The 18,879-nt window shown below is 69.4% G+C and carries 17 protein-coding genes; 6 read left to right on the plus strand and 11 right to left on the minus strand.

The annotated features are described in order from the left end of the window. Positions 1-5 precede the first annotated feature (5 nt). The 6 genes from LGM89_RS10535 (at position 6) to LGM89_RS10560 (ending at position 6,021) form a co-directional block, all read left to right on the plus strand. Positions 6-1,040 (plus strand): glycosyltransferase family 4 protein, encoded by a 1,035-nt coding sequence (locus LGM89_RS10535; protein WP_059531147.1) that lies wholly within the window; start codon positions 6-8, stop codon positions 1,038-1,040. Further along, positions 1,037-1,573: a diacylglycerol kinase gene (locus tag LGM89_RS10540; protein WP_039370536.1), complete on the plus strand. Its 537-nt coding sequence runs from the start codon at positions 1,037-1,039 to the stop codon at positions 1,571-1,573. The genes LGM89_RS10535 and LGM89_RS10540 overlap by 4 nt, the downstream gene beginning before the upstream one ends. 205 nt (positions 1,574-1,778) lie before the next feature. Then, positions 1,779-2,537 (plus strand): TetR/AcrR family transcriptional regulator, encoded by a 759-nt coding sequence (locus LGM89_RS10545; RefSeq protein ID WP_089495339.1) that lies wholly within the window; start codon positions 1,779-1,781, stop codon positions 2,535-2,537. Further along, positions 2,534-3,115, plus strand: coding sequence for a TIGR00730 family Rossman fold protein (locus tag LGM89_RS10550; RefSeq protein WP_226273033.1), 582 nt, complete (start codon positions 2,534-2,536; stop codon positions 3,113-3,115). The genes LGM89_RS10545 and LGM89_RS10550 overlap by 4 nt, the downstream gene beginning before the upstream one ends. A gap of 22 nt (positions 3,116-3,137) precedes the next feature. Then, on the plus strand, positions 3,138-3,899 hold the full coding sequence (locus tag LGM89_RS10555; protein ID WP_226273034.1) for an SDR family oxidoreductase: 762 nt from the start codon (positions 3,138-3,140) through the stop codon (positions 3,897-3,899). Positions 3,900-4,128: 229 nt separating this feature from the next. After that, on the plus strand, positions 4,129-6,021 hold the full coding sequence (locus LGM89_RS10560; protein WP_089495342.1) for an ArnT family glycosyltransferase: 1,893 nt from the start codon (positions 4,129-4,131) through the stop codon (positions 6,019-6,021). Positions 6,022-6,211: 190 nt separating this feature from the next. On the opposite strand, the gene LGM89_RS10565 is transcribed toward LGM89_RS10560, so the two are convergent. The 11 genes from LGM89_RS10565 to kdpB all read right to left on the minus strand — a co-directional run bounded on the left by LGM89_RS10565 (position 6,212) and on the right by kdpB (position 18,856). Beyond that, positions 6,212-6,829, minus strand: a complete 618-nt coding sequence (locus LGM89_RS10565; protein WP_089495343.1) for a DUF924 family protein — start codon at positions 6,827-6,829, stop codon at positions 6,212-6,214. Continuing rightward, on the minus strand, positions 6,826-7,557 hold the full coding sequence (locus LGM89_RS10570) for an alanyl-tRNA editing protein (RefSeq protein ID WP_206150189.1): 732 nt from the start codon (positions 7,555-7,557) through the stop codon (positions 6,826-6,828). The genes LGM89_RS10565 and LGM89_RS10570 overlap by 4 nt, the downstream gene beginning before the upstream one ends. A 106-nt stretch (positions 7,558-7,663) precedes the next feature. After that, positions 7,664-8,074 carry a group II truncated hemoglobin gene (locus LGM89_RS10575; RefSeq protein WP_069248490.1) on the minus strand — a complete coding sequence of 137 codons (411 nt, stop codon included), beginning with the start codon at positions 8,072-8,074 and terminating at the stop codon, positions 7,664-7,666. Positions 8,075-8,119: 45 nt separating this feature from the next. Then, on the minus strand, positions 8,120-10,735 hold the full coding sequence (locus tag LGM89_RS10580) for an ABC transporter permease (protein WP_413226799.1): 2,616 nt from the start codon (positions 10,733-10,735) through the stop codon (positions 8,120-8,122). Continuing rightward, the gene (locus LGM89_RS10585; RefSeq protein ID WP_089495347.1) at positions 10,732-11,349 is read right to left on the minus strand and encodes a DUF4126 domain-containing protein; all 618 of its coding nucleotides are present in this window, start codon (positions 11,347-11,349) and stop codon (positions 10,732-10,734) included. Before LGM89_RS10585 ends, LGM89_RS10580 begins: the two co-directional genes overlap by 4 nt. Positions 11,350-11,558: 209 nt before the next feature. After that, on the minus strand, positions 11,559-11,879 hold the full coding sequence (gene sugE / locus LGM89_RS10590) for a quaternary ammonium compound efflux SMR transporter SugE (RefSeq protein ID WP_089425993.1): 321 nt from the start codon (positions 11,877-11,879) through the stop codon (positions 11,559-11,561). Positions 11,880-12,024: 145 nt separating this feature from the next. After that, the gene (locus LGM89_RS10595) at positions 12,025-12,309 is read right to left on the minus strand and encodes a DUF333 domain-containing protein (protein WP_089431503.1); all 285 of its coding nucleotides are present in this window, start codon (positions 12,307-12,309) and stop codon (positions 12,025-12,027) included. 158 nt (positions 12,310-12,467) lie between these two features. Then, a complete protein-coding gene (gene kdpE / locus LGM89_RS10600) occupies positions 12,468-13,166 on the minus strand; it encodes a two-component system response regulator KdpE (protein ID WP_226273035.1) in 699 nt (232 codons plus the stop codon). After that, positions 13,159-16,002 carry a DUF4118 domain-containing protein gene (locus LGM89_RS10605; RefSeq protein ID WP_226273036.1) on the minus strand — a complete coding sequence of 948 codons (2,844 nt, stop codon included), beginning with the start codon at positions 16,000-16,002 and terminating at the stop codon, positions 13,159-13,161. Before LGM89_RS10605 ends, kdpE begins: the two co-directional genes overlap by 8 nt. Before the next feature lie 162 nt (positions 16,003-16,164). Further along, positions 16,165-16,746 (minus strand): potassium-transporting ATPase subunit KdpC, encoded by a 582-nt coding sequence (gene kdpC, locus LGM89_RS10610; RefSeq protein ID WP_089495349.1) that lies wholly within the window; start codon positions 16,744-16,746, stop codon positions 16,165-16,167. Positions 16,747-16,771: 25 nt separating this feature from the next. Continuing rightward, positions 16,772-18,856, minus strand: a complete 2,085-nt coding sequence (gene kdpB, locus LGM89_RS10615) for a potassium-transporting ATPase subunit KdpB (RefSeq protein ID WP_226273037.1) — start codon at positions 18,854-18,856, stop codon at positions 16,772-16,774. Between the last annotated feature and the right edge of the window lie 23 nt (positions 18,857-18,879).

The following is an 18,879-nucleotide window of genomic DNA, read 5'->3' on the forward strand; positions in this document are numbered from 1 at the left end:
CCGCGATGAAGATCATGATCGTCACCGACGCGTGGGAACCGCAGGTCAACGGCGTCGTGCGCACGCTGAAGAGCACGTCGCGCGAACTCACCGCGCTCGGCCACCGCGTCGAACTGCTGACGCCGCTGGAATTCCGTACGGTGCCCTGCCCGACCTACCCGGAGATCCGCCTGTCGATCCTGCCGTACCGCAAGCTGCGCGCGCGAATCGATGCGTTCGCCCCCGACGCGCTGCACATCGCGACCGAAGGCCCGCTCGGCCTCGCCGCGCGACGCTACGCGCGATCGCGCAAGCTGCCGTACACGACCGCGTACCACACGCGCTTTCCGGAATACGTGCAGGCGCGCTTCGGCATCCCGCTCGCCGCGACCTACCGCTTCCTGCACTGGTTCCACGGCCCGTCGCTCGCGGTGATGGCGCCGACGCCGGTCGTCAAGCAGGACCTCGAGAAATTCGGCTTCACGAACGTCGTGCTGTGGACGCGCGGCGTCGATCTCGACGTGTTCCGGCCGATGGAATCGAAGGTGCTCAACACCGCGCGGCCGATCTTCCTGTACGTGGGCCGCGTCGCGATCGAGAAGAACGTCGAGGCATTCCTGCGCCTCGACCTGCCCGGCTCGAAATGGGTCGCGGGCGAAGGGCCCGCGCTCGCTGAGCTGAAGTCGCGCTATCCGGAAGCAAACTATCTCGGCGTGCTGTCACAGGCCGAGCTCGCCAAGGTGTATGCTGCGGCCGACGTGTTCGTGTTCCCGAGTCGCACCGACACGTTCGGCCTCGTGCTGCTCGAGGCGCTCGCCTGCGGCACGCCGGTAGCCGCGTATCCCGTGACGGGCCCGATCGACGTGCTCGGCGAAGGCGACGCCGGCGCGATGCACGAAGACCTGCAGGAAGCCTGCCTCGAGGCGCTTAAGATCGAACGCACCACTGCGCGCGCGTGGGCCGAACGCTTCTCGTGGCGCGCGGCATCCGAGCAGTTCGCGTCGCATCTGAAGCCGCTGCCGAAGACCGCGTACTCGCCAGCAGAAGGTGCCGCCGTTTGAAACGAGACCTGAACGACAAAATCCCGCCCCCCGACGCAACGCCGCAACGGCACCGCCCGTTCGACGAGGAAGAGCCGCACGCCGACGCGGACGTGCACGCGCACGAGCCGCTCGGCCCCGACGATCGGCTCGCGCCGCTGCCGCCGAACCCGTACAAGCGCCATCGCGGCATCACGCGCGCCTGGTACGCCCTCAAGCATTCGCTGAACGGCTTTCGCGTGGCGATTCGCGAGGAGAGCGCGTTTCGCCAGGAGCTCACGCTCGCTGCGCTGATGCTCCCGATCGGCGCGTTCGCACCGGTGCCGGCGGCATCGCGTGCGCTGCTGATCGCGTCGGTGCTGCTCGTGCTGATCGTCGAGCTGCTGAACTCGAGCGTCGAGGCCGCGATCGACCGCATCTCGCTCGAGCGTCACGAACTCTCGAAGCGCGCGAAGGATCTCGGCAGCGCAGCCGTGACCGTCGCGCTGTTCGCGTGCGTGACGACGTGGGGCTTCGTGCTCGGCCCAGTCGTCGCACGCTGGCTCGGCTTCTAGAGAACTGCCCTGCGGGTACCTGGCGCACCGCCCGCGTGCGGCGCTGCACCATGCGCTGCGCGGGGCGGCGATCACGAAATGCCCCGATGTGGCGAAACCCCGGTTTATAATCGTCCGCTAGACATAGAACAGCAACCCGCGCCGGACGAATCACGCAGCATCGATTGCAGCGCCCGCCAGTCCGGCACACACAGGGCCGGACGACATGGAAGCGAAACCTCCCCGCCGCACCCGCGAACGGATTCTCGAGTTGTCGTTGAAACTCTTCAACGAGATCGGCGAGCCGAACGTCACGACCACGACGATCGCCGAGGAAATGGAAATCAGTCCAGGCAACCTGTACTACCATTTCCGCAACAAGGACGACATCATCAACAGCATCTTCGCGCAGTTCGAGCAGCAGATCGAACGGCGGCTGCGCTTTCCCGAAGATCACCGTCCGACGATCGACGAAACCTGGTCGTACCTGCAGTACATGGCCGATTTCATGTGGACCTACCGGTTCCTGTATCGCGACCTCAACGACCTGCTCGCCCGCAACCGCACGCTCGAGACGCACTTCAAGCAGATCATCAGCCACAAGGTGCGCTTCGCGCGCGACATGTGCGAGCTGCTCGTGTCCGACGCCGAGATGGTCGCGACGCCCGCCGAGATCGAGGTCATCGCCACCAACATGGCCGTCATTTCGACGTACTGGCTGTCGTATCAGTACGTGATGCATCCGCGCAAATACAACGACCAGGACGCGATCCGCGAGGAACTGCACCAGGTCAGCATGCACGTGATCTCCGTGATGGCGCCGTACCTGCGCGGCCGTTCGCGCCAGCTGTTCGACGACCTGGTTTCCGGCAAGCTGCCGAAGCGCCAGTTCACCGACTACCTGCCGCCGCGCGACGGCTCGCCGCGCCCCGCCGACAGCCCCGTCGTCACCGGGCAGGCACCCGCCAAGGATGCCAAGCAATGAAGGCTGTTTGTGTTTACTGCGGCTCGTCGTCCGGCGTGCGGCCCGTCTATACCGACGCCGCGCGCGCATTCGGCCGCGCGCTCGTCGACGCAGGCCTCACGCTCGTCTACGGCGGCGGCCGGGTCGGCCTGATGGGCGTGATCGCCGACGAAGTGATGGCGGCCGGCGGCCGTGCGGTCGGCGTGATCCCCGAACTGCTCGTCGACAAGGAAGTCGGCCATACGGGGCTGTCGGAACTGCACGTCGTGCCCGACATGCACCACCGCAAGAAAATGATGGCCGACCTGTCCGATGCGTTCGTCGCGATGCCCGGCGGCGCCGGCACGCTCGAGGAGCTCTTCGAGGTCTACACGTGGGCGCAGCTCGGCTATCACCGCAAGCCCGTCGCGCTCTACAACATCGATTCGTTCTACGATCCGCTGATCGCGCTGCTGCGCCATACGGTCGACGAGGGCTTCATGCGTCCGGCCTATTTCGACGCACTGTGCGTCGAATTGGAACCCGTCGAGCTGATCGAGCGACTGCGCCGCTACCAGCCGCCCGCCCGCGACAAGTGGGCGCCCGACGCGGCCAAGTAACCGTCACCGGAACCCGCACGCGATGACCGCACCGTCCGAGCGCAAGGCCGTCCTCATCACCGGCGCGAGCCGCGGCATCGGCCGCGCGACCGCCGTGCTCGCGGCCGAGCGCGGCTGGGACGTTGGCATCAACTACGCGCGCGACGCGGCGGCGGCCGAACTCACCGCGCAGGCCGTCCGCGACGCGGGCGGCCGGGCGTGCGTCGTCGCGGGCGACGTCGCGAACGAAGCCGATGTCGTCGCGATGTTCGACACCGTCACGGCCGCATTCGGCCGCGTCGACGCGCTCGTCAACAACGCGGGCATCGTCGCGCCGTCGATGCCGCTCGCCGACATGCCGGCCGACCGGCTGCGGCGGATGTTCGACACCAACGTGCTCGGCGCGTATCTGTGTGCGCGCGAAGCCGCGCGCCGGCTCTCCACCGACCGCGGCGGCCGCGGCGGCGCGATCGTCAACGTCTCGTCGATCGCCTCCCGGCTCGGCTCGCCGAACGAATACGTCGACTATGCGGGGTCGAAAGGCGCGGTCGACTCGCTGACGATCGGTCTCGCGAAGGAACTCGGCGCGCACGGCGTACGCGTCAACGCGGTCCGACCCGGCCTGATCGAGACCGACATTCACGCGAGCGGCGGCCAGCCGGGCCGTGCGGCCCGCCTCGGCGCCACGACACCGCTCGGCCGCGCGGGCGAAGCGCGGGAGATCGCCGAAGCGATCGTCTGGCTACTGGGCGACGCGGCGTCCTACACGACGGGCGCCCTGCTCGACGTCGGCGGCGGCCGGTAATTCCGCACTGCGGCGCATCCAAAACCGCCGTCCGAAGCGATCCGTCGTCACGACACCACAAATCTCCACAATTTCGTGACACGAACGGTAATCCACCGTAACAATTCCGTGGTCTACTAGCGGACATTCAGACAGGTGTCATAAACACCCGTCCGTTGGCCTTTGATATGGCCCCAATCGGTCCTGCCCACGTCGCCGGATCCGCTCGACTCGACCCGAGATTCCTTCCATGCCTGGAACCGCAGCGCCCAGCCGGCGACGCACGTCTGTGCCCGCTCCGGCCCAGTACACCCATTCGACCGCCGACGCCGATCTCACCGCAACGCTCGACGCCGCCGGCACGCCCGTCGCCGCCTCGACCGCCGTCACCAGCACGACGCGCGAACGCTCGCGCCTGCTCGGCTGGCGCGCGTGGCTGTTCGTCGCCGCGCTGATCTGCGCGTATACGCTGCCGGGCGTGCTCGGCCACGACCCGTGGAAGCAGGACGAAACCTACACGTTCGGCATCATCCAGCACATGCTCGAGACCGGCGACTTCGTCGTGCCGACCAATGCCGGCCTGCCGTTCATGGAAAAGCCGCCGCTCTACGCGTGGGTCGCGACCAGCCTCGCCTGGCTGCTGCAGCGCGTGATGCCGCTGCACGACGCGGCCCGGCTCGCGAGCGCGCTGTTCGCCGCACTGGCATTCGGCTTCATCGCGCGCGCGGCGCGCGTCGCCAGCCGCGCGGACGCCTGGTTCGACCTGCGCGTGATCGGTCCCGTCGTGCTGAGCGCCGGCACGCTCGTGGTCATCAAGCACGTGCACGACATGATGACCGACGTCGCGCTGTTCGCCGGCACGGCAATCGCGTTCTGCGGACTGCTCGAACTCGTGATGCAGCACGTCGCGCGTGCGCAGCAGATGCGGCACGGGCTACCGGTCCGGCCGTCGGGCCGCTGGGCCGCGCCGATCTTCGGCGCGGGCGTCGGCATCGCACTGATGACGAAGGGGCTGTTCGTGCCGCTCGTGTTTGCCGCCACGCTCGTCGGCGCGATGGTGCTCTATCCGGCCTGCCGCACCCGCGCGTTCGCGCGCTCGCTCGGCGTCGCCGCACTGGTGTTCGCGCCGTTCGCGCTCGTCTGGCCGACCGCACTGTTCCTGCGCTCCGAGACGCTGTTCATGACGTGGTTCTGGGACAACAACGTCGGCCGCTTCTTCGGTTTCTCCGTCCCCGAACTGGGCGCGGAAAACGACAAGCCGTTCTTCATCCTGCGTGCGTTCCTGCTCGTCGGCTTCCCGGTCGCGCCGCTCGCGATCGTCGCGCTCGCGCGCGGTGCGTGGCGCGACTGGCGCACGCCGCGCATCGCGCTGCCGGTGATGTTCACGCTCGTCGGGCTCGTCGTGCTGCAAGTGTCCGCGACGTCGCGCCAGCTCTACATCCTGCCGTTCTTCGCCCCGCTCGCGCTGGTCGCCGCACAGGCCATCGACCGCCTGCCGCGCCAGCTGCATCTCGCGTGGGACTACCTGAGCCGCATCCTGTTCGGCACGGCCGCCGCGCTCGCCTGGGCCATCTGGGCGGTGATGGCCGATCCGGCGGCGTCGCGCAAGGATCTGACGCTGCTCGGCCGCTGGCTGCCGCTCGACTGGACGATGCCGATCGAACCCGCGCTCGTGATCGGTGCGCTCGTGCTGACGGTCGGCTGGCTGACGCTGCTGCCGAAGCTGCGCGCGACGGGCGTCTGGCGCGGCGCGCTGTCGTGGGGCGCCGGCGCACTCGTCGCATGGGGGCTCATTTACACGCTGCTGCTGCCATGGCTCGACGTCGCGAAAAGCTACCGCTCGGTGTTCGACGACCTGAACGCGCATCTCGCACTCGAATGGAACGACGGCGACTGCATGGCGAGCCTGCACGGGCTCGGCGAATCGGAAGCGCCGATGCTGTACTACTTCTCCGGCATCCAGCACACGCCGATCGACGACGCGAAGACGACACGCTGCACCTGGATGATCGTTCAGGGCGTGCGGGCCGTCGATCCGGCACCCGGCGACGAATGGAAACTGTTCTGGACGGGCTCCCGCCCGGGCGACAACGAGGAACTGCTGCGCGTGTACGTGCGCACGCCCGAACAGCACGTTGAGTAAGGCGGGGGAGCGACGGCGGACGCGCCGCCGTGCTTGCCCTCGTACCGGGCGTGGCGTGGTGAGCACCACCGCCCGAGCAGCGAACAGCCATCGGGAAATGCGCGCCGCCGCCCGGCGTGCCCTGCCGCCACCGTGCCCGCGTGACTCCGCGGGCCTTCCCTCTTCCCGCGTCACGCCGCTGCCCGAATCGTCAGAACGACGAACCAGGCTCGCGAAGAAACGCCGTCTCCTCGTCGCTCGATACCCGACCGAGAATCGCGTTCCGGTGCGGAAAGCGGCCGAAGCGCTCGACGACGGCCGCATGCAGCAACGCGAAGCGGTGATAGCTCTCGCACCCTGCTTCGTCGCGAATGCCTGCGCACAGGCGCACGGCCTCACGCTGGCTCTCGACCGACTCGTCGTGCTCGAACGGCAGATACGCAAACGCGCGGTGATGTCCGCTCGGCAACTGCGCGTCCCAGTCGGCCGCGACGACGCGGCGCGCAAGCGCGAGCGCTTTCGGATCGGCGGCAAACGCGCGCGGCGTGCCGCGATGGATGTTGCGCGAGAACTGGTCGAGCACGACGATCAACGCCAGTGCCCCCGACGGCGAGCTTGCCCAGTGATCGCAAGCGCCGTCGCACGCGGCGTCGAGCAACGCGCCGTAGCGCGTGCGCAGCACGTCGTCGAATGCCGCGCCGCCGTTGAACCAGACCTTGCGGTTCTGCCCGAATTCGGCCGAGCCCGGCTCGCCGAACCAGAAATCGAGAATCTCCCGCGCTTGCGGATCGAGCGCCGCCGCGCCCGCGTGGGGGGTGTCAATCGTCATGCAAACTCCAGTACGAGGCGCCGGGTGCGCGCGCTCTTCTTTTCCAGTTTCGCGACCCGCAGCTCGCCGATTTCGGACGTATTGCGCACATGCGTGCCGCCGCACGGCTGCAGGTCGACCTGCTCGATGCGCAGCAGCCGCACGCGGCCGAGGCCCATCGGCGGCTTCACGCTCATCGTGCGCACGAGGTCCGGCCGCGCGGCCATCTCGTCGTCGGTGATCCATTCGGTCGTGACCGGATGCGCGCCGCCCACCAGGCCGGCGAGGCGCCGCTCGACGTCATCGCGGTCGATCGCGTCGGACGTCGCGAAATCCAGCCGCACGTAGTCGGCCGTCACGCTGCAGCCGTCGACCGCGTACGGCAGCACCGCGCACATCAGGTGCGCCGCGGTATGCAGCCGCATGTGGCGATAGCGGCGCAGCCAGTCGATCTCCGCGACCACGCGCGTGCCGGGCTCGAGCGCCGCGACACTCGCCTCCTGCCCCGGTGCGGGCACGTGCACGGCGTCGTCGGGCGTCGCGCCGTCGAACTTGGCCTTGCGCGTATCGGCAATCGCGATCGTGCTGCCGTCGGGGAGCGTCAGCGTGCCTGTGTCGCCGGCCTGGCCGCCGCCGAGCGGATAGAACACGGTGCGGTCGAGCCGGATGCCGTCGTCGCCGACGGCCAGCACGACCGCGTCGCATTGCGTGAGGTACGCGTCTTCGCGAAACAGCGCTTGTGTCGTCATCGGGCGAGCCTCGTATCGATTGGGGGGAAGCGGCCAGTGTCGCGCCGCGCGGCGTGCGCGCCCAGACGCAGATCGTCGCGCGCGCGGGCGGCGGCGTACCGGTCGATCAACCGGGCCGGTTGCGCATCCAGTCGGCCGTGTCGTAGAACGAATGCATGAGCCGCTCGCGCAGCGGCTCGGGCAGCCCGATGTCCTCCATCGCCCACGCCATGCAGCGCAACCACTGGTCGCGCTCGACCGACGCGATCGGGAACGGCAGGTGCCGCGCGCGCAGCCGCGGATGGCCGAACCGGCTGATGTAGTGGTCGGGGCCGCCGAGCCACCCGCACAGGAACCAGAAAAACTTGTCGCGCGAACCGTCGAGCGAATCCGGGTGCAGCGCGCGAATCTGCGCGAACTCGGGCTCGAGATCCATCAGGTCGTAAAAGCGGTCCACCATTTCGCGCACGCGGGCTTCACCGCCCACGAGCTCGAACGCCGTCGGTTGCGACGGCGCATCGTCATTCACATCGGTCATACGGATAGTCGGAAAAAACGGGATCTTCGGGGCCGCCGGCGACGCTCATGCGTCGCGCAGCGACTGCAGCGCGGGGCGCCGCAGCACATTATGCAGGCTCAGCCAGCCGGCCGCACCGGCGCACGCGACGCCGGCCGCGATGCCGGCCGGCACGAGCCACGGATCGACGGCGAGCTGGAAATCGAACACGCGCGACGCGAGCACCCAGCCGACCGCGATCGCGCCCGCCGACGCCAGCGCACCGGCCAGTGCGCCAACCACGACGAACTCCGCGCGCTGCACCGCGTTGACCTGCGCGCGCGACGCGCCGAGCGCGCGCAGCAGCGCGGCCTCGCGCACCCGCTCGTCGCGCGTGCCGGCGAGCGCCGTGTACAGCACGAGGACGCCGGCCGCGAGCGTGAACATGAACAGGAACTGCACCGCGCCGACCACCTGCAGCATCATCCGTTGCAATTGCGCGAGGATCGGCGCGACGTCGATCGCGGTCAGGTTCGGATAGCGCGCGATCAGCGGATCGAGCAGCGCGGCATTCGATGCCGGCAAATGGAAGCTCGTCAGGTACACGGCCGGGAAATCCTTCAGCACCGGCGGCGGCATCAGCACGAAGAAATTGACGCGGAACGAACCCCAGTCGAGCTTGCGCACGCTGGTGACCGGCGCGTCGACCGTCAGCCCCGTCACGTCGAAGCGCAGCACGTCGCCCGGCTTCACGTTCAGCGTCTTCGCGAGGCCGGCCTCGATCGAGATCTGCGGCGTCGCCGCGGTGCCGAACCAGTCGCCTTCGACGATCCGGTTGTCGGACGGCAACTGGGTCGTATAGGACAGGTTGAACTCGCGGTCGACGAGCCGGCGCGCCTCCTCGGACGGGTAGGCGTCCGGATTCACCGGCTTGCCGTTGATCGCGACGAGGCGGCCGCGCACCATCGGCTCGGGCACCGCGTCGCGCACGCCGTGCGCGGCCAGATAAGCCGCGACGTCGGCGCGCTGGTCGGGCTGGATGTCGATCAGGAACTGGTTCGGCGCATCGGGCGGCGTCGACTGCTGCCAGCCCGCGACGAGGTCGTTGCGCGTGATCGCGATCAGCAGCAGGCACATCAGGCCGAGCGCGAGCGCGGTGATCTGCAGCGCGCTCGCCGTGCCGCGCCGGTGCAGCGACGCCAGCGCGTAACGCCAGCCCACGCCCGCGGCCACGCGCGCGTTGCGCACCGCGCGCGCGGCGGCGAACAGCACGAGCCGCGCGATCAGCGCGAAACCGACCAGCGCGCCGGCGAACCCGCCCGCGACGATCAGCCCGAGTTTCAGGTTGCCGGCGGCCACGATCAGCAGCCCCGCGAACAGCACGACGCCGACCGCATACGCGGCCCACGCCGTGCGCGACGCGTCGCCCCACTCGCGCCGCAGCACGCGTACCGGCGGCACGCGCGTGAGCGGCACGAGCGGCGGCAGCGCGAAACCGAGCAGCAACACGAGCGCGGCGCCCATGCCGATCAGCGCCGGCCACAGCGTGGGAGGCGGCAGCACCACGTCGATCAGGCCGCCGAGCGCGGCCAGCAACGCCCAGTGGCCGCCATAGCCGAGCACCGCGCCTGCGGCGCCGGACACGATCCCGATGCCAACGAATTCGAGTGCGAACAGCGCGCCGAGCGTGCGGCGGCTCACGCCGAGGCAGCGCATCGTCGCGCAGCCGTCGAGGTGGCGCCGCATGTAGCGCTGCGCGGCCATCGCGATCGCGACCGCCGCGAGCAGCGCGGTGAGCAGCGCGACGAGCGTCAGGAAGTGGCGCGCGCGATCCAGCGTCTGCCGCACCTGCGGCTGGCCTTCCTGCAACGACTCGAGACCGACGCCGCGCAGCTTCCCGCCGTCGACACGTGCGTGCGCATACACCTCGAAACGCGCGACGGACTGCTGGTCGCCGGCAACCAGCAGCCGGTACGTGACACGGCTGCCATAGCCCGTGAGCCCCGTCGCGGCCAGCTCGTCCGCGCGCATCATCAGCCGCGGCGAGAAATTGACGAAGGAAAACCCGCGATCCAGCTCGCGGGAGATCGACGCGGCGACCTTGAAGGTGCGCAGGCCGACGCGCACCGTATCGCCCGCCTTCAGGTGCAGCGCATCGAGCAGCGCCGGATCGGCCCATACGGTGCCGGGCGCGGGAATCGCGACCGCCTTCTGCGCGGTGGCCGCGCCGGCCGGCAGGATCTCGACCGCGCCGCGCAACGGATAGCCGGGCGACACGGCCTTCACGGCCGCGAGGCGCGAGGGCGCCGCGTCGGTCGCCTGCCCGCCCGTGGCGGACGCGATCATGCTCGGGAAGATGGCGGTCGTCGCAGTACGCAGGCCGAGCGCGCGGGCCTGCTGGTCGAACGACGGATCGACGGGGCGATCGGCCCGCACGACGAAATCGGCGCCGAGCATCTGGCGCGCGTCGCGCTCGAGCCCCTGGCGCAGCCGGTCGGCGAGGAAGCCAACGCTCGTCAGCGCCGCGACCGCGAGCACCAGTGCCAGGACGAGCAGCGTCAACTCGCCCGCGCGCCAGTCGCGCGCGGTCATGCGGGCGGCCTGGCGGATCAGGTCGCGCAGGCCGAAGCGGCCGGCATGCGCGTTCACCTCATGGCCGGATTGCCCGGCCGGCGGCTGCGCCGCGGGTTGCCGCCCCTTCAATCGCGCTTCCCCCCGATCGAGTTGAGCCGCGACACCATGTGGTTCGCCATCCCGCGAAAGCCGCCGGAGACACCGCGCCACAGGCGCGGGAGCGCCCACGCGGACGCCGCGATGAAGGCGGCAAGCAGCACGAGGAACGCGAGCGGAACGAAGAACGCGAGCACGAGCCCGCCGACCACGAGGCCGTCCTCGGTCGACGACGCGATCCAGTTCGAAATCGGTTCGGGTGACAGGTTGATCATCGCGCGCGTGCCGGCCTTCGCCACGTGCGCGGCACCGGCCAGCGAGCCGCCGGCGAGCCCCGCGACCGCGAGCACGGTCGGATCGGCATGGCCGAGCGCGCCGGCGGCGAGCACGGCACCGGCGGGAATGCGGATGAAGGTGTGCACGGCATCCCACAGCGAGTCGAACGCGGGGATCTTGTCGGCAAGGAATTCGGTGACGGCGAGCACGGCCGCGGCGCCGATGACCCACGGCGACATCAGGACGGCCAGCGTGTCGGGCAGGTGGAGCCAGCCGAACCGCGCCAGCACGCCGGCGATCAGCACGGTCAGGTACAGGCGCAGGCCGCTCGCCCACGCGAGCCCCGCGCCGAGCGAAATGGCTTCGATCATGGCCCTCTCCTTGCACTTTCCGTGCGCTTTGCCGATTGATCGGATCGGGTCGGACAGACCGGCCGCGCGGCGCGTGGCGACCGGCACCGCGTGCCGCGAGAAGCACGACGGTATTCAGGCCCGAATGCGTTCCATTATAGACAGGCCAGGCGCGCGGCCGGCGCAATTCCGCGGTGCGGCAACCGGGTGCGCGCGCCCGGGTGCCATTGTTACGCAGCCGACGACAGCTTCAGGCCGATCAGCCCCGCGACGATCAGCACGGCGCTCGCGACGCGCGCGACGGTCAGCGCCTCGCCCATCATCACGATGCCGAACACGAACGCACCGACCGCGCCGATGCCGGTCCATACCGCGTACGCGGTGCCGAGCGGCAACTGGCGCATCGCGACCGCGAGCAGCCCGAAGCTGGCCAGCGCCGTCACGATCGTAAACACCGACGGACCGAGCTTCGTGAAGCCGTCCGACGATTTCATGCCGGCCGCCCAGGCCACTTCCAGCAAACCGGCAATGAACAACAATACCCACGCCATCTCGACGTACTCCGTATCGGATGGGGCCGTCCCCGTTGAAGCGAATGACCCGGGGTCGTCCCCGGGCGGCGCCGAGTATAACAAGATGCTTACGGACACGGCGCGTGGCCGGCGGCCGATCGGGGGCGCGATCGGCCAGGCCCGCTCAGTTCGACACGCGCTTCGGCGTGACGCCGGCGACGCAGCGGTCGTCGCGGTACAGCGCCCACTCCTCGCACACGCGGCCATCCTTGAACACGCACATGCCGACCTGCCCGCTCGACAGGTTGCGGGTCGTGTGACGGCCGCCGAGCTTGGCGCAATTGACCGACGCGGGATTGGCCATCGCCTGCTGCTGCGACGACGGTTGCTGCCCGGGCGGCAGCGGTTGGGCGAACGCGCCAGACGCGGCAAGCGCCAGCGCACAGATGACGACCAGACGGACGGACATTGCACGCTCCTCGTTTTCGTTCGCGGAACGGTCAGGATAACGGGGAATGAGCGCCGGGTGTGCAACGCGCGTGCCGGCCGCGAGACTGTCGCGCCGGCGCAACCCTGCCGGCACGCGACGTCACGCGCACGGGCGCCGTTGCGCCCCGGCTACGCCCGTCATGCGGCGCCGACCAGCCGGTAACCGACGCCCGTCTCGGTCACGATGTACTCGGGCTGCGCCGGGTCGCGCTCGAGCTTCTGGCGCAGGTGCGCCATGTAGATGCGCAGATAGTGGTGGCTTTCGACGTGCGACGGCCCCCACACGTCGCGCAGCAGCTGGCGGTGCGTGAGCACGCGCCCCGCGTGCCGCACGAGCGTCGCGAGCAGCCGGTATTCGAGCGGCGTCAGGTGCACGATCTCGTTGTCGCGCCACACCTGGCGCAGCGCGAGATCGACGGTCACGGTGCCGAAGGTCGCCTTCGGCGACTCGTTCGCGCCGCCCTGGTTGCGCCGGCGCAGTTGCGCGCGGATCCGCGCGCGCAGTTCGGACACGCCGAACGGTTTGGTCAGGTAATCGTCGGCGCCCGCATCGAGCGCCGCGACCTTCTCTTCTTCCTGCGTGCGCGCGGACAGCACGATCACCGGCACCTCGGACCAGCCACGCAATTCCCGGATCACGTCGAGGCCGTCGGTATCGGGCAGGCCGAGGTCGACGATCACGAGATCGGGCTTGCGCGTCGCCGCGTCGATCAGCCCCTGCTTGCCCGTCTCGGCCTCGAACACCGCGATGTCCTCCTCCTCGAGCGCGGCGCGCACGAAACGGCGGATCTGCTTTTCGTCCTCGATCAGGACGACGGTCAGGCTGGGTTCACTCATGATCTGGCAATGATTCGGATGGGGACGACGCACCCGGCACTTCGGGTTCGTCGTCGGGTACGGCAGGCGCGGCAGGCGGTGTCTCGACCGGCAGCGTGAACCAGAAACGCGCGCCCGTCACGTGGCCGTCGGGTGCCGTACGGTTGAACGCGCCGATTTTACCGCCGTGCGCTTCGACGATCGCGCGGCAGATCGCGAGGCCGAGGCCGATGCCCGGCGTCGCCGATTCCTTCTCGCCGCGCGTGAACTTGTCGAAGATCCGCGTTTCCATCCCGGCCGGCAGGCCGGGACCGTAATCGTCGACGAGCACGCGCACGAACGGCAGCCCGTCGTCGCTCACGCGCTCGGCGCCGATGTCGAGCGGCGTATCGGCCGGCGTGTACTTCGCCGCATTCTCGAACAGGTTGGTGAACAGGCGCTCCATCAGCACCGCGTCCATCTGCAGGAGCGGCAGGTCGGCCGGCAGCACGACGCGCGCCGGATGGCGCGCAAGCACGCGCTTGCAGGCGGCGAGCGCGGCGCCGACGGTTTCCTCGAGCAGCGACCACTGGCGCTTCAACTGCAGGCTGCCGGCCTGCAGCCGCGCCATGTCGAGCAGGTTCGTGACGATGCCCGTCATCCGCAGCGCCTCGTCGTGGATCGCGTCGACGAGTTCGCCCTCGCGCTGCGCGAAGCGTTCGGCCGCCGCGGCGTCGCCCCCCTGCGCGGCCGCGCGCCCGTTCGCGAGCATCGACGAGAAGCCGACGATCGTCGTGAGCGGCGTGCGCAGGTCGTGCGAGATCGCCGACAGCAGCGAGTTGCGCAGCCGCTCGGATTCCATGTTGACGAGCGCGTCGCGCGCGATCTCGACGTAGTGCACGCGTTCGAGCGCGAGCGCGATCTGCGCGGCGAACGCGTCGAGCATCCGCTGCTGCTCCGGCACCTCGAGTTCGCGCGGCTCGCGCGACGCGACCGCGAGCACGCCGCGCGTACGCATCGGCGCCTTCAGCGGCAGGTACAGCGCGGCCGTCGCGGGCAACGTATCGGTGCCGCGGCCGGCCGGCTTCTGCTGGTCGTATACCCACTGGCCGACGTCGCTGTCGAGATCGGCGCCCGTCAGCGTGACGGCCGCATCGGGCTCCTCGATCTTCTGCCGCACCTTGTCGGCACTGTCGGGCAACAGGAACGCGACGCGCGCGCGGAACACCTCGCCCACGTGACGGCTGCCGATCTCGACGATCTGCTCGGTCGTCAGCGCCGCGCCCAGCTCGCGCGCCATCGCATAGATCGCGCCGGTGCGGCGCTCGCGGCGCTGCGCGACGCTCGCCTGGCGCGTCAGCGTCGACGTCAGGTGACTGATCACGAGCGACGTCAGCAGCATCCCGAAGAAGGTCAGCAGGTATTGCGTGTCGCTGACCGAGAACGACATGCGCGGCGGCACGAAGAAGTAATCGAACGCGGCCACCGACAGGAACGACTGCAGCACGCCCGGGCCGCGCCCGAGCCGCACGGCCGAGAACACGACGCCGAGCAGGTACAGCATCACGAGGTTCGTGAGGTCGAGCCGCTCGGACACGAGGCTCGCGACGACCGTGATCGCCGCGCAGATCGCGGCCGCATACACGTAGTGCCGCGGCGGCGAACGGTGCGTGCCGAACTGCGCGAACGCGTCACGCCAGTCGCGCGCACGTGCGTCCAGCGGTGCCGCGCGCGCCTCGTCGCTCGCGGACGCACGGATCAGCATCAAGTCGACGTCGCCCGCGCGTTCGGCAAGCTTCTCGCCGAACGGCCGCACGACTCGGCGCACGAGCCCGACCTTCGGCGAGCCGCCCGCGACGATCTTCGACACGTTGCGCACCTTCGCATAGCCGATCAGCGCGGCAACCGCGTCGGCGCCGGCGAGCGTGGCCGTCTCCGCGCCGAGCTCGGCCGCGAGCTTCAGCGCATCGAGCGTGCGCTGCCGTCGCGCATCGGGCAGCCGCTGCAGGCGCGGCGTCTCCACATAGACGGCGATCCAGTCGGCCTTCAGGCTCGCGGCGAGCCGTGCGGCCGCCCGCACGAGCGTCGGCGCCTCGGGGCCGGGACCGACGCACACGAGCAGCCGCTCGCGGGCCTGCCAGATGCGCTGGATCGAACGGTCGGCGCGGTATTCGCGCATCTGCGCGTCGACGCGATCGGCCGTGCGCCGCAGCGCCAGTTCGCGCAGCGCGATCAGGTTGCCCTTGCGGAAGAAGTTACGCACCGCGCGCTCGGCCTGCTGCGCGAGATAGACCTTGCCGTCGCGCATCCGCTCGAGCAGCTCCTCGGCCGGCAGGTCGACGAGCGTGACTTCGTCGGCCGCGTCGAACACGCGGTCGGGCACGGTCTCCCACACGCGGATGCCGGTGATCGCGCCGACCACGTCGTTCAGGCTTTCGAGGTGCTGGACGTTGACGGTCGTGTAGACGTCGATGCCCGCGTCGAGCAGCTCGTACACATCCTGCCAGCGCTTCAGGTGCCGCGCGCCCTGCACGTTCGAATGCGCGAGTTCGTCGACGAGAATCAGTTGCGGCTCACGCGCGAGCGCGCCGTCGAGATCGAATTCGGCGAGCGTGCGGCCGCGATAGTCGATGCGCGCGAGCGGCAGCACGTCGAGGCCGTCGAGCAGCGCGGCGGTTTCGCTGCGCCCGTGGGTCTCGACGATGCCGACGACGACGTCGACGCCTTCCTGCAGGCGCTGGCGCGCGGCCTGCAGCATCGCGTAGGTCTTGCCGACACCGGCCGATGCGCCGAAGAAGATCTTGAGCTGGCCGCGCCGCTGCTTTTCTTCGTCACGCTGCAGCTTGTCGAGGAGTTGGTCTGGATCGGGACGATTCATGCGTCAGAAAGGCGGAGCGCCCGGATGCGCGCGAGTACGAGCATTGTTGTTCCAAATCGCCGCAAAAGGCAAAGACGGCGCATGCGCCGTCGGGAAAAGACGCGTCCGGCGCGGATCGGGCCGCGCCGGACGCCGGTTGCCGCCGGAAACCCGGATGCGCGGTCAGTGCGCAGCCTGCGCCGCGTCGAGCGCGAGGTTCAGCTGCAGCACGTTCACGCGCGGCTCGCCGAACACGCCGAACTGGCGGCCCTTCGTGTTCGCGGCGACGAGCTGCGCGACCGCGTCGGGCGCCAGGTTGCGCGCCTTCGCGACGCGCTCGACCTGGTACGCGGCGGCGGCCGGCGTGATTTCCGGATCGAGGCCGCTGGCCGACGCCGTCACGAGGTCGACCGGCACCGGCTTCGACATGTCGGTGCCCGCGTCGCGCAGCGCGGCGATGCGCCCCTTCACCTGGTCGGCGAGCGACGGGTTCAGCGGGCCCAGGTTCGAGCCGCCGGAGCCGGTCGCGTTGTACGGCATCGGCGTCGTGGCCGACAGGCGGCCCCAGAAGTACTTCGGCGCATCGAACGGCTGGCCGATCAGTGCGGAGCCGACCGCCTTGCCGTCCTTCTCGATCAGGCTGCCGTTCGCCTGCGACGGGAACACGGCCTGGCCGAACACGGTCATCACGGCCGGGTAGGCGAGCCCCGTCACGGCAGTCAGGACGACAAAGAGCACGACGAGCGGACGAATCAACGTTTTCATGATGTTTCCTTCAAATACGGCCGGCTCAGGCCCAGCCGAGTGCAGCGAGCGTCATGTCGATCAGCTTGATGAACGGGAACGGCAGCAGTACGCCGCCGAGGCCGTACACCAGCAGGTTGCGGCGCAGGAGCGACGCCGCGCCGAGCGGCCGGTACGTGACGCCCTTCAGCGCCAGCGGAATCAGCGCGACGATGATCAGCGCATTGAAGATCACCGCCGACAGGATCGCCGACGCCGGCGACGTCAGGTGCATGATGTCGAGCACGCGCAGCTGCGGGTAGGTCGTCACGAACGCGGCCGGGATGATCGCGAAGTACTTCGCGATATCGTTCGCGATCGAGAACGTCGTCAACGAACCGCGCGTCATCAGCATCTGCTTGCCGATCTCGACGATCTCGATCAGCTTCGTCGGGTTCGAGTCGAGGTCGACCATGTTGCCGGCTTCCTTCGCCGCCTGCGTACCGGTGTTCATCGCCACGGCGACGTCGGCCTGCGCGAGCGCCGGTGCGTCGTTGGTGCCGTCGCCGGTCATCGCGACGAGACGCCCTGCAGCCTGGTGCTCGCGGATCGTCGCGAGCTTGGTTTCCGGCGTCGCTTCCGCGAGGAAATCGTCGACACCCGCTTCCGCTGCAATCGCCGCGGCCGTCAGCCGGTTGTCGCCCGTCACCATCACGGTCTTGATGCCCATCTTGCGCAGTTCCGCGAAGCGCTCCTTGATGCCGCCCTTCACGATGTCCTTCAGCTCGATCACGCCGAGCACGCGCGCCGCGCCGTCATGCAGGTCGGCGACGACGAGCGGCGTGCTGCCGCGGCGCGCGACCTCATCGACCGCGCGGCGCACTTCTTCCGGGAAGCGGCTGCCATGCGTCTCGACGTAGTTGCGGATCGCGTCGGCCGCACCCTTGCGGATCTCGCGGCCGGGCAGATCGACGCCGCTCATCCGCGTCTGCGCGGAAAAGCCGATGAACGTCGCGTGCAGTTGCCCCATGTCGCGCTGGCGAATGTTGAAGCGCTCCTTCGCGAGCACGACGATGCTGCGGCCTTCCGGCGTTTCGTCGGCGAGCGACGACAGTTGCGCGGCATCGGCCAGCGCCTCCTCGGTCACGCCCGGCGCCGGCACGAACGTCGATGCCTGGCGGTTGCCGAGCGTGATCGTGCCGGTCTTGTCGAGCAGCAGCACGTCCACGTCGCCGGCGGCTTCCACCGCGCGGCCCGACGTCGCGATCACGTTGGCCTGCATCATCCGGCTCATCCCGGCCACGCCGATCGCGGACAACAGGCCGCCGATCGTCGTCGGGATCAGGCACACGAGCAGTGCGACGAGCGCGGTGATCGTCACCACGTGGCCGGCCTTCATCGCTTCGACCGAGAACATCGAGAACGGCAGCAGCGTCGCGGTCGCGAGCAGCATCACGATCGTCAGCGCGACGAGCAGGATCGTCAGCGCGATCTCGTTCGGCGTCTTCTTGCGCTTCGCGCCCTCGACCATCGCGATCATCCGGTCGAGGAACGCCTCGCCCGGGTTCGCGGTGACCTTGACGACGATCCAGTCCGACAGCACGCGCGTGCCGCCCGTCACCGACGAGAAGTCGCCGCCCGATTCGCGGATCACCGGCGCGGATTCGCCGGTGATCGCCGATTCGTCGACCGACGCGACGCCGTCGACCACCTCGCCGTCGGCGGGGATCACATCGCCCGCTTCGACCAGCACGACGTCGCCACGGCGCAGCTCGGTCGCGGTCGTGATGCGGATCGGCGACTTCGGATGCGGCTCGTTGAGCTTCTTCGCCATCACGTCCTTCTTCGCGCTGCGCAGCGACGCGGCCTGCGCCTTCGAGCGCCCTTCGGCGAGCGCTTCGGCGAAGTTCGCGAACAGCACGGTGAACCACAGCCACAGCGCGATCGCGAGGATGAAGCCCGCGGGCGCCTCGGCCTGGCCGGCGAGCGCCGCGATCCACAGGATCGTGGTCAGGATGCTGCCGACGTACACGCAGAACATCACCGGATTGCGGAACTGCGTGCGCGGCGTGAGTTTCTTGAACGAGTCCACGATCGCCGGGCGCAGCAGCGCCGGATCGAACATGGACCGTGTTGCGGAATGTTGAGTCATTGCGATCTCTTCAATCTCTTCAG

Source organism: Burkholderia sp. AU31624 (genome assembly GCF_020420065.1).
Taxonomy (GTDB): Bacteria; Pseudomonadota; Gammaproteobacteria; order Burkholderiales; family Burkholderiaceae; genus Burkholderia.